Origin of the sequence: Micromonospora sp. NPDC049089, from assembly GCF_040648775.1 — a bacterium.
In the GTDB taxonomy this organism is placed as follows: domain Bacteria; phylum Actinomycetota; class Actinomycetes; order Mycobacteriales; family Micromonosporaceae; genus Micromonospora.
Genome location: NZ_JBEZEH010000157.1, coordinates 1 through 17,736 on the forward strand (window position 1 = coordinate 1; position 17,736 = coordinate 17,736).

The 17,736-nt window shown below is 72.4% G+C and carries 17 protein-coding genes and 1 riboswitch; of the genes, 5 read left to right on the top strand and 12 right to left on the bottom strand.

The window, feature by feature from the left end; genetic code table 11:
* Positions 1-160: 160 nt before the first annotated feature.
* The 4 genes from AB0B48_RS23850 to pdhA all read right to left on the bottom strand — a co-directional run bounded on the left by AB0B48_RS23850 (position 161) and on the right by pdhA (position 5,582).
* A complete protein-coding gene (locus tag AB0B48_RS23850; protein ID WP_357205061.1) occupies positions 161-1,840 on the bottom strand; it encodes a right-handed parallel beta-helix repeat-containing protein in 1,680 nt (559 codons plus the stop codon).
* A gap of 192 nt (positions 1,841-2,032) precedes the next feature.
* Positions 2,033-3,397 carry a dihydrolipoamide acetyltransferase family protein gene (locus tag AB0B48_RS23855; RefSeq protein WP_357205064.1) on the bottom strand — a complete coding sequence of 455 codons (1,365 nt, stop codon included), beginning with the start codon at positions 3,395-3,397 and terminating at the stop codon, positions 2,033-2,035.
* Positions 3,382-4,386 carry an alpha-ketoacid dehydrogenase subunit beta gene (locus AB0B48_RS23860; protein ID WP_181539337.1) on the bottom strand — a complete coding sequence of 335 codons (1,005 nt, stop codon included), beginning with the start codon at positions 4,384-4,386 and terminating at the stop codon, positions 3,382-3,384. The genes AB0B48_RS23855 and AB0B48_RS23860 overlap by 16 nt, the downstream gene beginning before the upstream one ends.
* Positions 4,383-5,582: a pyruvate dehydrogenase (acetyl-transferring) E1 component subunit alpha gene (gene pdhA / locus AB0B48_RS23865; protein ID WP_357205068.1), complete on the bottom strand. Its 1,200-nt coding sequence runs from the start codon at positions 5,580-5,582 to the stop codon at positions 4,383-4,385. Before pdhA ends, AB0B48_RS23860 begins: the two co-directional genes overlap by 4 nt.
* Positions 5,583-5,717: 135 nt before the next feature.
* Here pdhA and AB0B48_RS23870 point away from each other — a divergent pair, with 135 nt between their 5' ends.
* Positions 5,718-6,161 carry an Lrp/AsnC family transcriptional regulator gene (locus AB0B48_RS23870; protein ID WP_355008035.1) on the top strand — a complete coding sequence of 148 codons (444 nt, stop codon included), beginning with the start codon at positions 5,718-5,720 and terminating at the stop codon, positions 6,159-6,161.
* 9 nt (positions 6,162-6,170) lie between these two features.
* On the opposite strand, the gene AB0B48_RS23875 is transcribed toward AB0B48_RS23870, so the two are convergent.
* Together AB0B48_RS23875 and AB0B48_RS23880 are read right to left on the bottom strand one after the other, a co-directional pair.
* Entirely contained in the window at positions 6,171-7,142 is a 972-nt protein-coding gene (locus tag AB0B48_RS23875; protein ID WP_357205033.1) for a DNA primase small subunit domain-containing protein, read from the bottom strand.
* Positions 7,143-7,243: 101 nt separating this feature from the next.
* Complete coding sequence (locus tag AB0B48_RS23880) at positions 7,244-7,570, bottom strand: hypothetical protein (protein WP_357205036.1); 327 nt, start codon at positions 7,568-7,570, stop codon at positions 7,244-7,246.
* A 123-nt stretch (positions 7,571-7,693) separates the two neighbouring features.
* Between AB0B48_RS23880 and AB0B48_RS23885 the strand changes: the two genes are divergently transcribed.
* The 3 genes from AB0B48_RS23885 to AB0B48_RS23895 all read left to right on the top strand — a co-directional run bounded on the left by AB0B48_RS23885 (position 7,694) and on the right by AB0B48_RS23895 (position 9,858).
* Positions 7,694-8,425 carry a histidine phosphatase family protein gene (locus AB0B48_RS23885; protein WP_357205039.1) on the top strand — a complete coding sequence of 244 codons (732 nt, stop codon included), beginning with the start codon at positions 7,694-7,696 and terminating at the stop codon, positions 8,423-8,425.
* Positions 8,409-9,278, top strand: a complete 870-nt coding sequence (locus tag AB0B48_RS23890) for an NAD(P)H-hydrate dehydratase (RefSeq protein ID WP_357205041.1) — start codon at positions 8,409-8,411, stop codon at positions 9,276-9,278. Before AB0B48_RS23885 ends, AB0B48_RS23890 begins: the two co-directional genes overlap by 17 nt.
* Before the next feature lie 79 nt (positions 9,279-9,357).
* Positions 9,358-9,858 (top strand): hemerythrin domain-containing protein, encoded by a 501-nt coding sequence (locus AB0B48_RS23895; RefSeq protein ID WP_357205044.1) that lies wholly within the window; start codon positions 9,358-9,360, stop codon positions 9,856-9,858.
* Between the two features lie 233 nt (positions 9,859-10,091).
* Here AB0B48_RS23895 and AB0B48_RS23900 read toward each other — a convergent pair whose 3' ends face one another.
* Positions 10,092-10,898, bottom strand: a complete 807-nt coding sequence (locus AB0B48_RS23900; protein ID WP_357205047.1) for an SDR family NAD(P)-dependent oxidoreductase — start codon at positions 10,896-10,898, stop codon at positions 10,092-10,094.
* A gap of 149 nt (positions 10,899-11,047) precedes the next feature.
* Positions 11,048-11,137: riboswitch (ZMP/ZTP riboswitch) on the top strand.
* 19 nt (positions 11,138-11,156) lie between these two features.
* Here AB0B48_RS23900 and AB0B48_RS23905 point away from each other — a divergent pair.
* Positions 11,157-12,593, top strand: coding sequence for a glycine hydroxymethyltransferase (locus AB0B48_RS23905; RefSeq protein WP_357205050.1), 1,437 nt, complete (start codon positions 11,157-11,159; stop codon positions 12,591-12,593).
* Positions 12,594-12,718: 125 nt separating this feature from the next.
* Here the strand turns inward: AB0B48_RS23905 and AB0B48_RS23910 are convergent, their stop codons facing one another.
* The 5 genes from AB0B48_RS23910 to AB0B48_RS23930 all read right to left on the bottom strand — a co-directional run bounded on the left by AB0B48_RS23910 (position 12,719) and on the right by AB0B48_RS23930 (position 17,692).
* Positions 12,719-12,979 carry a hypothetical protein gene (locus tag AB0B48_RS23910; protein ID WP_357205073.1) on the bottom strand — a complete coding sequence of 87 codons (261 nt, stop codon included), beginning with the start codon at positions 12,977-12,979 and terminating at the stop codon, positions 12,719-12,721.
* Positions 12,980-13,046: 67 nt separating this feature from the next.
* Positions 13,047-14,390 (bottom strand): PLP-dependent aminotransferase family protein, encoded by a 1,344-nt coding sequence (locus AB0B48_RS23915; protein ID WP_357205052.1) that lies wholly within the window; start codon positions 14,388-14,390, stop codon positions 13,047-13,049.
* Between the two features lie 3 nt (positions 14,391-14,393).
* A complete protein-coding gene (locus AB0B48_RS23920) occupies positions 14,394-15,497 on the bottom strand; it encodes an alpha-hydroxy acid oxidase (protein ID WP_357205055.1) in 1,104 nt (367 codons plus the stop codon).
* Positions 15,490-16,473, bottom strand: a complete 984-nt coding sequence (locus tag AB0B48_RS23925) for an alpha/beta hydrolase (RefSeq protein WP_357205058.1) — start codon at positions 16,471-16,473, stop codon at positions 15,490-15,492. The genes AB0B48_RS23920 and AB0B48_RS23925 overlap by 8 nt, the downstream gene beginning before the upstream one ends.
* A gap of 7 nt (positions 16,474-16,480) precedes the next feature.
* On the bottom strand, positions 16,481-17,692 hold the full coding sequence (locus tag AB0B48_RS23930; RefSeq protein WP_357205076.1) for a cytochrome P450: 1,212 nt from the start codon (positions 17,690-17,692) through the stop codon (positions 16,481-16,483).
* Positions 17,693-17,736: the final 44 nt, after the last annotated feature.

The following is a 17,736-nucleotide window of genomic DNA, read 5'->3' on the forward strand; positions in this document are numbered from 1 at the left end:
GGGGTGCTGGACCCCCCCCGGTTGGCGGTTCGGCCGGGCTTATGGGTTTCCCCCCGCCGGGGGCGGCGGCCGGATCCTTCCGGCCGCCGCCGCACGTCGTTCAGCTTCCGGGTCTCGCCGTCGCCATCGCCCTGGCGTCCCGACGGCGACCGACGTCGGGTCAGCTCCAGTCGCTGTCCACGTGGTTGTCCCGCCACCGTCCGCCCACCGGCGGGGTGTCGAGTCGCATGCCCTCGTCGGCGTTGCCGGCCAGGTCGTTGTCCTCGACCCGGCAGTCCACGCAACTGCCCCGCTCGGTGATCCACAGCCCGTGCGTCTGGGTCGGGTTGTCGTGGTTGTCCCACACCCGGTTGCCCCGGATGGTCGCCGAGTCGAACGGCGCGTCGACGGTGATGCCGGCCCGCAGCTTCGGTGCGGCGGCCAGCTCGTATCCGCATCCCGGCGGTGGCACGTCCCCGCTCCACGCGCTGAACGCGTCCGGGCGGACCGGGGCGAGGGTGAGTTCGTCGCCGGTGTTGGAGGCCACCATGGCCACCGCCTTCCCGACCCGCAGGACCTTGCCCCGGTGCCCGTCGTGCGGCCAGTTGGCCGACCGGTCCACCAGGGACCGCTCGCTGTAGCGGACGGCGTCACCGGTACCGCCGGTGCCCTCGCCGTACTGCCGTCCGTTGTTGCGGATCCGGTTGTTGAGCAGCACCGCGTCGGTCATCTGGTGGTCGATCCGGATCGCGTCGAGGCCGTTGCCCCAGAACTCGTTGCTCTCGATCACCACGTCCCGGATCGAGCCCCGGTAGCCGCGCCCGAGGTCGTGCGAGTGATAACCGTACCGGCCGTTGCCGCTGATCCGATTGCCTCGGACGGTGTACGGGCCAGGGCTGTTACCGATGCTGACCCCGTCGTACATGTTGCCGTCGATGACGCAGTCGGTGAGCAGCCCACCCCGGCCGGCCACCGACGAGGTGCCCTGCGCCGACACGTCGAACCCGGTCTCCAGGTTTCCGGTCATCGTGCAGGCGGAGACGATCAGGCCGTCGGCGCCCCAGTCGGAGATGCCGAAGCGGTTGCCCTGACTGTGGCAGCCGACGATGCGGTATCCGCGCGGCGGCGCCCAGTAGTCCTTCTGCAGCTCCAGGAAGATCCCGTTGGTGCCGTTGGCCAGGGCGGTGCAGTTGGCGATGGTCAGCCGCTCCACCGCTCCCCAGCCACCGATGCCGATCCCGATGCCAGCGCCACCCATCTGCTCGCCGTTGTCCAGTCGGCCACAGCCGACCACCACCACGCCGTCGATCAGCGAGTCCTGGAGGAAGTCGCAGCCCAGCCCGGTGGCGGCGGTGTGGTGGATGTAGAGGTTGCGGAAGACGCCCCGCACCACGTACTGGAGGCCGAGGCCCTTGGCCAGGTAGTTGTACTCGGCCATGGCGACGCCGGAGCCGTCGATCTGGAAGTCGGAGAAGGTGCAGTCGGCGATGTGCCGGTCCCGGTCGGCGCCGTGCTGCACGGTGGTCCAGAAGGCCAACGGGGTGGGGTCGGCCCGATTGCCCTCGTTGCTGAGCATGAACCGGGTCGCCGCCGGGCCGGCCCCGATCAGCGACACACCGCTGCGCCACACGGTGCCCGCGTCCCGGATCGAGTAGATGCCCGGCGGGCAGTAGATGACCCGGGCCCGTCCGTCCGAGGCGTACCCGGCGCCGAGGCGGTCCACGAGGGCGGCCAGCGCCGGCTGGTCGTTGGTCGCGCCGTCACCGGTGAGCCCGTACTCCAGCGCGTCGCAGTACAGCGGCGCGCCGGCCGAGGCGGGCCGTCGTACCCGGACCGAGTTCAACAGCAGCTCGTTCGCCACGGCCACGGCGGGCTCCCTTCGACGCGTTCGGTGCGTTCCGGCGGGGCCGACTTCCCGGTGAGGCCGCCGGGAAACCCCGACCCGATGACGCCGCCGGCCCGATGACGCCGGCCCGATGACACCGCCGGGGAGGCCTGGACGTGCGCCGGCCCCGGCGCCGCACGGGCGGCGCCGGGGCCGAGGGGGTACGCGTCAGACGGCGGCGATCAGCAGCGCCGGTCGCTCCACGCAGTCGGCGACGTGCCGCAGGAAGCCGCCGGCCACCCCGCCGTCGCAGGCCCGATGGTCGAAGGTGAGGCTGAGCTGGGTCACCTTGCGGACGGCGAGCTGCCCGTCGACCACCCACGGCTTGTCCACGATCCGCCCGATCCCGAGCAGGGCCGCCTCGGGGTGGTTGATGATCGGCGTGGAGCCGTCGACGCCGAACACCCCGTAGTTGTTCAGGGTGAAGGTGCCACCGGTCAGCCGGGCCGGGGGCAGGGTGCCGGCCCGCGCGGCGGCCGTGGTGGCCGCCAGTTCGGCGGCCAGCTCGGCGGTGGTGAGCCGCTGGGCGTCGCGCATCACCGGCACCAGGAGCCCCCGGTCGGTCTGCGCGGCGATGCCGAGGTGCACCCCGGCGGACTGGACGATGCGCTGCGCCTCGGTGTCGACCCGGGCGTTGAGCTGCGGGAACCGGCGTAGTCCGCTGAGGCAGATCCGGGCCAGCAGGGCCAGGATGCTCACCGGCGCGTCGGGCGTCGCGGCGTTGATCGCGGCGCGGGTCTCCAACAGCCCGGTGGCGTCCACGTCGACCCAGATGGTCACCTCCGGGATCTCCCGCCGGCTGCGGGAGAGCTTGTCGGCGATCACCTTGCGGACGCCGGTCAGCGCGACGATGACGTCGCCGTCCCCGGCCGGGGCCGACCCGACCTGCGGGTCCGGCACGGCGGCGAGCCGGGCGGCGGGCGCGGTCAGCGCGGCCTCCACATCGGCGCGGCGGATCACACCCCCGGGTCCGGTGCCCCGCACCGTGTCGAGGTCGACGCCGTGCTCACGGGCCAACCGCCGCACTATCGGGGAGATGACCAGGGCGGCGGAGGGCGCTGCCGGGTCGCGCGACACGGCACCGGCAGCCGCGCCGGTGCCGCCGGTCGGGCCGGCGTCAGCCGGTTCGGGGGCCACCGCCAGGCGGGGCCGACGCCGACGGCGGGTGGCGGTGCCGTGGCCGGTGCCGTACCCGATCAGGACGTTGCCCGAACCGGCCCGTTCCTCCTCGCGGTAGGTGGCGTGCCCGGCGGGCTCGTCGCCCCCGTCCAGCGGCGCGATGGTGATCAACGGCTGGCCGACCGGGCGTACCTCACCGGCCGCGCCGTGCAGGGTGACCACCCGGCCGGCGTACGGGCAGGGCACGTCGACGACGGCTTTGGCGGTCTCCACCTCGACCACGCTCTGGTCGACGGTGACCACGTCACCCACGGCGACCCGCCACTCGACGATCTCGGCCTCGCTCAACCCTTCGCCCAGGTCGGGCAGGAGGAAGACCTGCGTCCGTTCGACGATGGTCATGCCGCCGCCCAACGCGCGTCCGGCTGGTCGTCCCACTGAAGGCGGGCGACCGCGTCGAGCACCCGGTCCACGCCGGGCAGGTGGGTGTGCTCCAGCATCGGCGCCGGGTAGGGGATGTCCAGCCCGGCGACCCGCAGCACCGGGGCGTGCAGCGCGTGGAAGCAGCGCTCCTGCACCCGGGCGGCGATCTCCGCGCCGACGCCCGCAAAGCCGGGCGCCTCCTGGATCACCACGCACCGGCCGGTACGCCGGACCGAGGCGGTGATGGTCTCGTCGTCGAACGGCACGATGGTGCGTACGTCGACGACCTCCAGGTCCCATCCCTCCTCCCGGGCGGCCTCGGCGGCCTCCAGCGCGACCGGCACCGCCGGTCCGTACGCCACCAGGGTGGCGTCGCGTCCGGGCCGGCGCACGACGGCCCGGCCGAACGGCTCGTTGCGGGTCGGCAGGGACGCCTCGGCGCTGGCGAAGTAGAGCTTCTTGGGCTCCATGAAGACCACCGGGTCGGGGTCCTCGATGGCCTCGCGCAGCAGCGAGTACGCGTCGTCGACGGTCGCCGGGGTGACCACCTTCAGTCCGGGAGTGTGCGCGTAGTACGCCTCGGACGAGTCGCAGTGGTGCTCGACCCCGCCGATCCCGCCCGCGTACGGCACGCGGATGACGATCGGCACGCTCAGCGCGCCCCGGGTGCGGTTGCGCAGCTTCGCCACGTGGGAGGCGATCTGCTCGAACGCCGGGTACGCGAACGCGTCGAACTGCATCTCGACCACCGGGCGCAGGCCGGACATGGCCATGCCGACGGCGAAGCCGACGATGCCGGCCTCGGCGAGGGGGGTGTCGAAGCAACGGTTCTCGCCGAAGCGGGCCTGGAGGCCGTCGGTGATCCGGAAGACGCCGCCGAGCGCGCCGACGTCCTCACCGAAGACGACGACCCGGTCGTCGGCGGCGAGCGCGTCGGCGAGCGCGGTGTTGAGCGCCTTCGCCATGGTGGTGGCCATCAGGCGTCGCCCTCCTCGGCGTGCGCGGCGGCCAGCTCGGCGCGGACCTGCTCACGCTGTTCGACAAGCTGCGGGGTGGGCTCGGCGTAGACGTGGTCGAAGAGGCTCAGCGGATCGACTGTGGGCTGCTCGTTCATCCGGGTCCGCAGGTCCGCCGCGTACGCCTCGGCCTGCTCGGCGATCTCGGCGACGGCCGCGTCGTCGAGCACACCGCGGGCGCGCAGGTAGGTCTCCAGGCGGGCGACCGGGTCCCGGTCCCGCCAGGCGTCGACCTCGGCGCCGTCGCGGTAGCGAGTGGCGTCGTCGGCGTTGGTGTGCGGCTCCATCCGGTAGGTGTGCGCCTCGACCAGGAAGGGCCCCTTGCCGGCCCGGGCGTGGGCGACCGCGCGGGTGAGCACGGCGAGCACCGCGACCGGGTCGTTGCCGTCGACCTGCTCGCTGGGTACGCCGTAGCCGACGCCCTTGTAGGCCAGCGACGGCGCGGCGGTCTGCCGCGACAGCGGGACGCTGATCGCGTACCTGTTGTTCTGCACGAAGTAGACCACCGGCGCCTTGAACACGGCGGCGAAGTTGATCCCCTCGTGGAAGTCGCCCTCGCTGGTGGCGCCGTCACCGATGAAGGCCAGCGCCACGGTGTCGCGGCCCTGGTACGCCTCGCCGTGCGCCAGTCCGGCGGCGTGCACGCACTGGGTGGCGAGGGGGGTGCACTGCGGCGCGGTGTGCACCTCGGTCGGGTCGTAGCCGCAGTGCCAGTCGCCGCGCAGCAGGGTGAGCACCTCGACGGGGTCGATGCCTCGGGCAACCAGCGCCATCGACTCGCGGTACGTGGGGAAGACCCAGTCGGTGTCGCGGACCGCGAGGACCGCGCCGACCTGGCACGCCTCCTGGCCCCGCGAGGACGGGTAGACGGCCAGCCGACCCTGCTTGGTCAGGGCGGTCGCCTGGGTGTCGAATCGGCGGCCGAGCACCATCCGGCGGTACAGCTCGCGCAGCACCTCGGCGGGTGGTTCGGGGTAGTCGGCGCGGGCGGGCAGCGGCGTTCCGTTCTCGGCGAGCAGGCGGACCGGCTCGGCGTCCGGTAGCAACGAGCGCGCCGGGTCGGGCGGGGTGACCGTTCGACGGGTGCGCGGGGATGCCCTGCGGACCGCCTGGGGAGTGGTCGTCACGGCGGAACCTCCTGGGACGTGTGGTGAGCCTATGCTTCCGCTTGTGGATGATTGACTCAAGATCGACACAGAAGGCGGGACGGTTGGCATGCGGAGGGCGTACCAGTGAGCCAGGAGACCGCCGACGACGCAGGCCGGGGCGCGGGATCGGGACGATCGGCCCGAGCGTTGGACGAGGTCGACCGGCGAATCCTCGACGAGCTGGTCCGCGACGGTCGGACGTCGGTGCGTACCCTCGCCGAGCGGATCCACATTTCCCGCACCAACGCGTACGCGCGGGTGGAGCGGTTGCTGCGCGACGGGGTGATCACCGGATTCCGGGCCCAGGTGGCGCCCGAGGCGGCCGGGCTGGGCACGTCGGCGTACATCGCCCTGACCATCGAGCAGAACACCTGGCGGGAGGTGTCGGCCGAGCTGGCCCAGGTGCGCTACATCGAGCACGCCGCGTTGCTCGGCGGTGACCACGACGTGCTCGCGCTGGTGCGCGCGCCGGACAACGCCGCGCTGCGCGACGTGGTGCTGGGTCGGGTGCAGAGCATTCCGGGGGTGCTGTCCACCCGCACCTGGCTGGTCTTCGAGGAGTTCGACGGGGTTGGCAGCCCCTGGGCGTGACCGCCGGCCTCAGCGCTCCGGCGGGGCCTCCAGCCCGTCGCGGTCGGCCAACTCCAGCAACGGTTCCAGCGAGTGCCGGTCACCGTCGAGGCCGGCGTGCGGGTCGCCGCGCTCGGCGAACCGGGCCGGCATGCTGAGCACGTCGAAGTCCTCCGGGCGGGCCTTATCCAGCTCCGACCAGTCCAGCGGCGCGGAGACCAGCGCGGCCGGCGTCGGCCGGATCGAGTACGCCGAGGTCACCGTGTGGTCCCGGGCCATCTGGTTGTAGTCGACGAAGACCGGCCGGTCCCGTTGGTCGCGCCACCAGGTGGTGGTGACCAGGTCCGGCAGCCGGCGCTGCATCTCCCGGCCCAGCGCGAGCACCGCCCGACGGCAGTCACCGAAGCTCCACCGCGGCTCGATCGACAGGTAGACGTGCAGCCCCCGACCGCCGGTGGTCTTCGGGTAGCCGGTCATGCCCAGCTCGGCGAGGAACGCCCGCACCTCGTGCGCCACCGGCACCACCTGCTCGAAGCCGATGCCGGGCATCGGGTCCAGGTCGATGCGCAACTGGTCGGGGCGTTCCACGTCGGCGGCGGTGACCGGCCACGGGTGGAACCGCAGGGTGCCCAGGTTGGCTGCCCAGATGACCACTGCCAACTCGCTCGGCGCGACCTCGTCGGCGGTCCGGCCACTGGGGAACGTGATGTGCGCCGTTCGCACCCACTCGGGCGCGCCGGCCGGCAGCCGCTTCTGGTAGAACGCGTCGCCCCGGTTGGTCTGCCGGGTGGCGATCGTCGCGCCCTCGAAGACACCGCGGGGCCAGCGTTCCAACATGGTCGGCCGGTCCCGCAACGCGCGCAGGATGCCGTCGCCCACCGCCAGGAAGTAGCGGACCACGTCCAGCTTGGTCAGCCCACGCTCCGGGAAGTACGGCTTGTCAGGGCTGGAGACGCGGACCAGCCGCTCCCCCACCTGGATCTCCTCCGCCGCCGTGGCCACGCCCTGAGGGTACGGCGCACAAGCGCCCCGTACAGCCACCGAGCGGACACTGGCGCGGCGCCGACGGAGCGGGGCTTCGACGGCAGCGATGACGCGCTCGCTCAGGTGAGCAGCAGCACGCCGACCACGACCAGTGGCAGCCCGACGAAGAGGAAGACGCCGACCCCGGTGAGCACACGCCCACCGCCGGCCGTCTCCCGCTCCGGCGCGGCACCGAAGGTGGCGCGCGGGCCGAGCATGCCGATCCGACTCATCGTCAGGTCGCCCGTCATGCCGATGAGCCCGCCCACCACAATTAACCCGATGCCCAGCCGAGCGGCGTAGTCACCGCCGGCGACCGCCACCCAGATCATCGCCGCGACCGCGACCAGCGCCCCGACCACCACGAACAACAGGACCGCTTCCCGCAGACCTCGCAAGACAGTCATTCTTGACCCCCGTCACCTGTCCGGCGCACATTGTTTCGCATCACCGGGTCGCGGCGCTGCCCCGAAACCGACAGCCACCACCGGACACGGTTACCGTCGGCGGCGCCCGGGTAGGGGGGCCGCATGGCGGAACTGGCAACCCTCTGGATCGTCCGGCACGGCGAGAGCACCGCGAACGTCGCGGCGACGCACGCCGAGGCGTCGGGCGCGGAGCTGATCGACCTCACCCATCGCGACGCCGACGTGCCGCTGTCCGCGACCGGCGAGGAGCAGGCTCGGGCCACCGGCCGTTGGCTGGCCGAACTGCCGGACGCGAGGCGCCCGGATGTGGCGGTCGTGTCGCCGTACCTGCGCGCGGTGCAGACCTCGCGGCTGGCGCTGGCCGGCACCGACATTCCCGTCCACCGCGACGAGCGGCTGCGCGACCGGGAGCTGGGCATCCTCGACGGGCTGACCGGGCACGGGGTGCGCCGGCGGTACCCGGACGAGGCCGAACGTCGGGAGCGGTTGGGCAAGTTCTACTACCGGCCGCCGGGCGGGGAGTCCTGGACGGATGTGGCGTTGCGGCTGCGGACGCTGCTGGGCGACCTGCGTCGTGACCACGACGGTTGCCGGGTACTGCTCTTCGGCCACGACGCGCTGGTCTTCCTGCTTCGCTATCTGCTGGAGGGGTTGACCGAGGACGAGCTGATGGCGCTCACCCGGCAGGACGTGATCGCCAACTGTTCGATCACCGAGTGGTCTGCGGAGAACGACGGCCGCCTTGCTCTCACCGCCTTCAACGATGTCGCGCACCTGCGTCAGCAGGGCGCCCAGCCGACCAGGGAGGACGAGATCCATGCCGAGCCGGTCTGAGGTGAAGGTGATCACCCCGGCGTTGCTGCGGGACTGGGCACTGCCCGTGCCGGTGGGCGGGAAGGAGAGCCGGGGCACCGTGCTGGTCGTCGGCGGTTCCCGCTTCACGCCGGGCGCGGTGCTGCTCGCCGGAGTGGCCGCCTTGCGCGCCGGCGCCGGGGTGCTCCAGCTCGCCGCCGCCGAGTCCACCGCGGCCGCGCTGAGCATCCAGGTGCCCGAGGCGCTCGTGGTCGGCCTGCCGGAAACCACCGACGGTGCGGTCGCCGCCGACCGGGACGGCCAGCTCGGCGACCTGGTCACGCAGGCCGACGTGGTGGCGATCGGCCCCGGCCTGAAGGCGATCGACGAGACCAACCGTCTGCTGAGCCTGGTCCTGGAGGCGGCCCGCCCGGACACGTCGCTGGTCCTCGACGCGTACGCCCTCGGCGCGCTCAGCCACTCACCGGACCTGCTGGTCGGCTCGGGTCGACCCGTGGTTCTCACCCCCAACGTCACCGAGGCCGAGCACCTGCTCGGGCGGGAGCCCCGCGACGACCTGGACTCCGAGGCGGCCGAGTTGGCCGCCCGGTACGAGGCGGTGGTGTCGCTGTACGGGCACGTGGCCGCACCGGACGGGCGGGGTTGGCGGGAGGAGAGCGGCGACGCCGGGCTGGGCACCTCCGGCAGCGGGGACGTGCTCGCCGGGTTGCTGGCGGGGCTGTTGTCCCGGGGTGCCGACCCGGCGCAGGCGGCCTGCTGGGGCTCGTTCGCGCACTCGGTGAGCGGCCAGCGGCTGATCCCCCGCTACGGCCGGATCGGCTTTCTGGCTCGGGAGCTGCTCGACGAAATCCCCCGAACCCTGGCGATGGTCTGAGGCGGTTTCACCTGTTTCCGCGTTCGGCGTGGGGGTACCGGATCCCCACCAGCCGAGACTCGTCAGGGAGGTCATACCGGTGTCGACCGATGCCATCGTCCTGCTCAAAGAGGACCACAAGGAAATGCGCCGCCTGTTCAAGGCCTTCCAGGACGCCGAGGAGGGGCCGGCGAACCAGCGGCAGAAGTTGGTGGACCAGATCCTGGAGGCACTGACAGTGCACACCTACCTGGAGAACGAGGTGATGTATCCGGAGGTCCGCCGACTGCTGCCCGACCTGGAGGACGACATCCTCGAATCGTACGAGGAACACCACGTCGCCGATGTGCTCTGCGCCGAGCTGGCCAGCATGGACGCCGACGACGAGCGGTTCAACGCCAAGACGACGGTGCTGATCGAGAACGTCACGCACCACGTCGAGGAGGAAGAGGAGGAGTGGTTTCCCAAGGTCCGCGACGCGCTGGGCCGCAAGCAGCTCCAGGAGATCGGCGAGAAGATGATCGCGCTGCGCGCGGACGCGCCGCGTACCCCCACCGCCCCGAAGGCGATCAAGAAGGCGCTCGATGCGGTGACGGCCTGAGGCACCCGCTCACACCGAAGGGCCCGGCACAACGCCGGGCCCTTCGTCGTGCCGCCCCGCCCTGCCCCGCCCCGCCCCGGCCCCGCCCCGCCCCGGCCCGGCCCGGCCCGGCCCGGCCCGCGATCTTGCACTTCCTGTTGCCGATTGGCGACGTCTCGTGCCGTTTTGTCGCGACATAAAGTGCAAGATCGCGGGAATAGGAGCGGGGGCGGCGCGGGGGCGGGGGTAGGGGGTTAGCTGCCTGAGCCTGGTTCGGCCATCCGGCGGTGCTGCTCGGACTTGAGCCGGTCCGGAATGATCTTGCCGGCGGCGGTCTGCACCTTGTTGATCAGCGAGCCGGCGGTGATCGTCTGATCACCCCTCATCATCGCCTCGAAGCCCTGCTCGGCGACCTTCGCCGGGTCGTCCTTCCTGCCCGAGCCCACCCGGGTGTCCTCCATGTCGGCCCGGTCGAAGAACTCCGTGTCGGTCGGCCCGGGCATCAGCGAGGTCACCGTGACGCCGGTGTCCTCCAGCTCGTTACGCAGCGCCTCGGCGAAGGACTGCACGAACGACTTCGACGCGTTGTACACCGCCTGGAACGGCCCCGGCATGGTGGAGGCGATCGACGAGGTGAACAGGACCCGGCCCGTGCCCCGCTCGACCATCCCGGGCAGCAGCCGCTTCGCCAGGTGCACCGTCGAGCGCACGTTGAGGTCGACGATCTCCAACTCGTCAGCGAGGTCGGTGCCGCCGACGAAGGCGCCACCGGCGCCCCGACCGGCGTTGAGGGCCAGCGCGTCCAGCGGCCGCCCGGTCGCGGTGATGGCGGCCACCAGTTCCGTCACGCCCTGCTCGCGGGCCAGGTCAACGCGGACCGACCAGATCTGCGGGCCGCCGTCGCGGCGCAGCTTCTGCGCGGCCGCCTCGATGCCGTCGTCCTCGGCCGCGATCACCAGGTCGAAGCCGTGCTCGACGAACTGCGCCGCCAGCTCGTACCCGATCCCGCTGGAGGCCCCGGTCACCAGGGCGAGCGGCCGGTCAGAGGTGGGTGTGGTCATGTTGTCGACTCCTTCTGTGCGAAACCTGGCCGCACCAGTGACGGCGCGGTGGTCACCTACCGTGTGCCCCGCGTCGAATCGCCCAATCACGTTGGCGGGGTCGCCTCCCGGAGGGCGGCCCGAACGGCCAGTAACGGCCCGGTAGGATCCTCCCGGGCCGTTACTGGCGCGTGGGGATGGAGAACCATCGGGGAGCGGCCTCGTCACGTGGACGTTTGCCGAGCGCCTGGGCCTTCCCGCACGTCTGTTGGAGGTCGCATGTCCCGCAACGCAGAGTCCACCGCATTCCGGAGTGCCCTTGAGGTGATCCGGGCTGTCGAGCCGCGGGTCGCCGACGCCATCGGCGCCGAGCTGACCGACCAGCGGGAGTCACTCAAGCTGATCGCCAGCGAAAATTACGCCTCCCCGGCGACCCTGCTGGCCATGGGCAACTGGTTCAGCGACAAGTACGCCGAGGGCACCGTCGGCCGCCGCTTCTACGCCGGCTGCCAGAACGTCGACACCGTCGAGGCGCTCGCCGCCGAGCACGCCCGGGAGCTGTTCGGCGCCGCGCACGCGTACGTGCAGCCGCACTCGGGCATCGACGCCAACCTGGTCGCGTTCTGGGCGGTGCTCGCCGACCGGGTGGAGTCCCCCGCCCTCAAGAAGGCCCAGGTCCGCCAGGTCAACGACCTCACCGAGGCCGACTGGTTCGCGCTGCGCCGCGAGCTGGGCAACCAGCGGATGCTCGGCATGTCGCTGGACGCCGGCGGCCACCTCACCCACGGTTTCCGGCCGAACATCTCCGGCAAGATGTTCGACCAGCGCAGTTACGGCACCGACCCGGCGACCGGCCTGATCGACTACGACCGGGTGGCCGAGGCGGCCCGCGAGTTCAAGCCGCTGATCCTGGTGGGCGGCTACTCGGCGTACCCCCGGAAGGTGAACTTCCGGATCCTGCGCGAGATCGCCGACTCGGTCGGCGCGACCTTCATGGTCGACATGGCGCACTTCGCGGGCCTGGTGGCCGGCAAGGTGTTCACCGGCGACTTCGACCCGGTGCCGCACGCGCACATCGTCACGACCACCACCCACAAGTCGTTGCGCGGCCCGCGCGGCGGCATGGTGCTCTGCCAGCCGGAGCTGGCCGACCAGGTGGACCGGGGCTGCCCGATGGTGCTCGGCGGGCCGCTGCCGCACGTGATGGCCGCCAAGGCGGTCGCGCTCGCCGAGGCCCGCCGGCCCGACTTCGCCGACTACGCCCAGCGGATCGTGGACAACTCGCAGGCCCTCGCCGAGGGGCTGTTGCGTCGGGGCGCGAAGCTCGTCACCGGTGGCACCGACAACCACCTGGTGCTGATCGACGTGTCCGGTTACGGGCTCACCGGCCGGCAGGCCGAGCAGGCCCTCCTCGACTCGGGCATCGTCACCAACCGCAACTCGGTTCCGCAGGACCCGAACGGCGCCTGGTACACCTCCGGCATCCGGATCGGCACCCCGGCGCTGACCACCCGGGGCCTGGGCACCGCCGAGATGGACCAGACCGCCGAGCTGATCCACACCGTGCTGACCCAGACCACCGCCGGCGCCAACGCCGACGGCACCCCGTCGAAGGCGAAGTACACGCTGGACGCGGGCCTGGCCGACAAGATCGCCCGCCAGGCCACCGACCTGCTGGCCACGTACCCGCTCTACCCCGGCATCGACCTGAGCTGACCCGACCGACTCGCGTCGATCATGGAGTTGTGGTGCCCGAATGAGGGCGGGTAGCGACTTTCGCCCACCACCACAACTCCATGATCGACGCGGACGGGGACGGAGACGGGGGCGGAGGGCCGGGGTCAGGCCATGGGGCGCTTGAGGTGGTAGCGGTGGACTTCGGTGCTGCCTTGGACGTTGTTGACGTCCTCGGCGGCGGAGACCAGCTCCCACCCCTCCCGGCCGGCGCGGTTGAGGTGCGCGATGGCGGTGTCGCCGAAGGCGGTGATGTCCTTGCGTGACCCGTCCGGCGCGTACCAGACGAACGAGACGTGAAAATTGCGGCCCTGTCCCTGATAGCGACGGACGAGCAGGGCGTACTCCCAGGCAACCATGCGGCTTATTATGACCGTCCAACGAGGACGGCGGCACGCGGGTCGTCGCGCATTGCCATCCGATGAACGCGGTGTGTCAACCCGCCCGGCGAGTCAACTCGTCGGTGATCAGCGCCGCGAGGCGATCCAGCCCGACGTCGATCTGCTCCGGTGTGACAGCGCTCACCGACAATCGCAACGCGCACACCGGCGCAGTGTCGTCGTAGAAGTGCGCCATCGGCGTCCACAGCACCCCGTAGTCGCGCGCCGATCGGTCCAGCAACGCGTCGTCGACCGGGAACGGCACTGTCACCACCACGAAGAACCCGCCGGCCGGCACCGTCCACCGCACCCCGGGCTGGTCCGGGTGCTCCGGCTGAGCCGGCTGAGCCAGAAAGCGCCGGGTGAGGCCGGCCACCAGGTGGCGCAGATTCCTGGTGTACGCGGACCGCTCCCGGGTGTTGGCGGCGACCAGGCTGCATCCGTGCTCCAGCAGCCGGCCGCCGATCACCGCCTGCGCGATGGGTGACGTGTTCACGGTGACCATGCTCTTGATCATGGCGAGCTGGTCGGCGAGCGTGCCGACCCGCCCGCCCGGGCCGCCGACCCGCTGGTCGGCGACGACGTAGCCGACCCGCGCCCCGGGGAGCACGGTCTTGGCGAACGAGCCGAGGTAGACGACCCGCCGGCCGGTGTCCAACGCCTTCAGGGTGGGCGGGCGCGGCCCGTCGTCGCTGTGGAACAGTCCGTACGGGTTGTCCTCCAGCAGCAGCAGATCCTCCTGCGCCGCCAGGTCCAGCAACCGTTGCCGGTGTGCGGTGTCGATACTGACGCCGGAGGGGTTGGCGAAGTCCGGCATCAGGTAGCAGGCGCGCGGCCGCAGCCCTGCGGCCCGGGCCCGGCGCACCTGGGCGGCCAGGTCGGCCAGGTCGACCCCGGTCGGCCCACCGGCGACCGGCCACACCGGCAGGTCCACCAGCCGGGCCGCCCCGGTCAGGCCGACGTAGGTCGGGGAGACCGCGAGCAGCACATCCGCCGGCCCGGCCCGCAACGCCCGCAGCACCAGGAACATGGCCTCCTGGCAGCCGACGGTCACCACCACGTCCTCCGGGTCGACGGCGATCCCCTCGTCGACGGCGAGGTTGCGGGCGATCAGGTGGTGCACGATGCCCTTGGTCCGGCCGTACTGCAGCAGCAGCCGCCGGGCCTGCTCGGGTCGGTGCCCCAGGTCGTCGACGAGGTGCCGGTGGAAGGTGTCCAGGTGCCGGTGCACCGCCGCGACGTCGAAGAACTCCTCGTACGGCCGGCCGGCCGCGAGGGACACCGCCGTCGGGTGCCGCTCGGACACCTCGTTGAGGAAGTTCATCGAAGTCAGCGCCGGATCGCCCAGCGCGGGGTGCAGGTCGGCGACGGTCAGGTCGACCGGTTCGGCAGCGCTCATCCCTCAGCCCACCCCGAGGGTGCGCAGCTGGCCGGCCGCCACCACGTCGGCGCAGCCGGCCAGGGTGAGCGCGTCGGTCAGCTCGGCGGCGAGCAGCCCCAACGCGTCCCGGGCGGCCGGTTCGCCACCGACGGCCAGCGCCCAGAGCAGCGGTCGGCCGACAAGCACCCCGGCCGCACCCAACGCCAGCGCCCGCAGCACGTCGGTGCCGCAACGGATGCCGCTGTCCAGCAGCACCTGGCAGCCGTCCCCGACCGCGTCGACGACCTCCGGCAGCATGGTGACGCTCGCCGGTGAGCCGTCCAGTTGCCGCCCGCCGTGGTTGGAGACGACCACCGCGTCCGCGCCGACCCGTACCGCCTCGGTCGCGTCGCGAGGGTCCAGCAGCCCCTTGACCACCAGCGGCAGGTCGACCTGCTCGCGCAGCCAGGCCAGGTCCGCCCAGCGCAGCGCCGGCGCGAACGACGCGGCGGTGTGCGCGGCGATCGCGGACACCCCGGGGGCGCCGGAGTGCGCCAACGCGTCTCGACCGTCGGGGAGGTTCGCGGCGACCACCTCGGTCGGCAGCCGGAACGCGTTGCGGAGGTCCCGGGGGCGTCGGCCGAGCACCGGGACGTCCACTGTGACCACCAGCGCCCGGCAGCCGGCCGCGACGACCCGGTCCAGCAGGTCGCGGACGAGCGCCCGGTCGCGCAGCCAGTAGAGCTGGAACCAGACGTCCGCCCCCGCCCGGGTGACCTGTTCGATGGGGGTGCTGCCCAGCGTGCTGGCCAGGTACGGGATCCCGGCCGCGCCGGCCGCCGCGGCCAGAGCGAGCTCTCCGTCCGGGTGCACGAGCCGCTGGTACGCCATCGGCGCCACCCCGACCGGCATGGCGTACCGACGGCCGAGCAGGTGGGCGCCGAGGTCGACGGTGTCCACGCCGCGCAGCACCCGGGGCAGCACCGCGACCCGGTCCAACGCGCGACGGTTCGCGGCGAGGGTCACCTCCGACGCGCTGCCGCCGGCCAGGTAGTCCCACACGTCCGGCGGCAGCACGGCCCGGGCGCGCTCGGCGTAGTCGGCGAGCGACACGGCCGGCCGGTCGGCCAACCCCCGCTCACCCATCGCCGGGTCCCGCCGCGGCCACGCCGGCCGCCTCGCCCGAGCCCGCCGAGGCCGGCAGTCCGAAGCGCTCGCGGAGGAAGACCGCCGCGCTTTCCTGCGCGTGCCGCCCGTCGGTGAAGGTACCCGGCATGGCGAAGAACCCGTGGATCATGCCGGGGTAGTGCGCCAGCCGGGTGGGCACGCCGGCGTCGCGCAGCCGATCGGCGTACCGCTGCCCCTCGGCGCACAGGGGATCCAGTTCGGCGGTGATCACCAGCGCCGGCGGCAGCCCGGACAGGTCCTCGGCGAGCAGCGGCGAGGCCAGCGGGTCCCTCGCGTGGGCCGGGTCGACCAGGTAGTTCCTCCGGTACCAGACGACCGAACGGCGGTTGAACAGCGCCGGGTCCTCGTCCCCGGCCGGTTCGCCGCTCTGGTCGGTGTTCGGGTAGACCAGCAGTTGCGCGGCGAGCGGCGGCCCGTCCGTACGGCTGAGCAGGGTGACCGCGGCGGCCAGGTTCCCACCGGCGCTGTCCCCACCGACAGCCAGTCGGGTCGGGTCGGCGCCCAGCTCGTCGGCGTGCCGGGCGATCCACGAGGTGGCGGCGTGGCAGTCGTGCACCGCCGCCGGGAAGGGGTGCTCCGGGGCGAGGCGGTAGCCGACGGTGATCACCTGACAGGGCACCGCGTTGGCCAGCCGCCGGCAGATGCCGTCGGCGGTGTCGATGCTGCCGAGCGTCCACCCGCCGCCGAAGAAGTACAGCAGGGTGGGCAGCGGACCCGACCCGGCCGGTCGGTACACCCGCAGCGGCAACTCCCCGGCGGGGCCGGGGATCCGCTCGTCGCGTACCTCGGTCACCGGCTCGACCGCGCCGCTGCCGGCGCGGATCGCGGCCAGGTCCGCGGCGCGCGCCTCGGAGAGGGTCTGTGCGTACAGCGGTGGGGCGCCGGCCGCGGCGCGGGCCGCCCGGTACGCGGCCACCTCCGGGTGTGCTGCCATGTCGCTCCTATCCGCCGGTGCTGACCAGCAGCTTGTCGATGCCACGCAGGAACAGGCTGCCGCTGAACGTCGGTGTCTCGGTGACCGTCAGCGCGGGGAACCTGGCGAACAGCCGGGGCAGCGCGAGGCGACCCTCCAACCGCGACACCGCCGCGCCGAGGCAGAAGTGCAGACCCACCCCGAAGGCCAGCGACGGCGGGCCGGGACGGGTCGGGTCGAAGGTGTCCGGGGCCGGGAAACGGGCCGGATCGCGGTTGGCCGCGCCGATCATGATCAGCACGTTGTCGTTTGCGGCGACCGGCACGCCGTGCAGCACGGTGTCGGCCGGCGCGGCGCGGGCCAGGAAGTGCACAGGGCTCGCCAACCGCAGCACCTCGTCGACGCAGCCCTGCGCCAGCGTGGCGTCGGTGGGCAGCGCCGCGAGCGTCCGCGGGTGGGCCAGGAGTAGCGGCAGCCCGTTGCTGAACATGTAGACGGTGGTGACGAAGCTGGCGTTGAACAGCACGATCAGGTTGCTGACCAACTCCTCCTCGGTCAGCTCCACCTCCCCGGAGTCGAGCGCCTCGACCAACGCGCTGAGCAGGTCGTCCCCGGGCAGCCGGCGGCGGTGCCCGATCAACTCCCGGTAGAAGGCCCGCAACTCCTCAGCGGCGGTGTTGGCCGCAGCCAGCCGCTGCGGGGTCTTCCCCGCCACGTCCAGGAATTCGTCGATCCACTCCACCCGCTCGCGGTACCACGGCAGATCGGCGGCCGGGATGCCGACGAACTCGGCCATCACCAGGGCCGGAATCGGGTACGCGAAGTCGGCCACGAAGTCGACCACGCCATCCCCGGCGTCCGCCATCCGGTCCAGCAGCTCGTCGACCACGCGCAGGATCACCGGTTCCAGCGCGCCGAGCCGGCGTGGCGTGAAGGTGCGGGAGAAGACGTGCCGCATCCGGGTGTGATCGGGCGGGTTGACGAACATCATCGAGGTCTGAAAGGTCCGCAGGATCTCCTGCTCCTCCCAGCCCGGCGGCGGCTGTTTCGTCCATTCCGGATCGCGCAGCAACCCGTCGACAAGGTCGTAGCCGACAGCGACCGCGGCCACCGTACGGTGCTCGGCGCGCGCCGGCACCGCGCTGATCGGGCCGAGCCGGTGCAGTTCCGCGTACCACGGGTACGGGTCCTGTCTGCCCTGCTCGCTGTACAGGCCGGTGAGTAACTCCCCTACCTCCATGATCAAACTCCTCCCCAGGATGTCGGTGACCGGGGGCGGCGGGG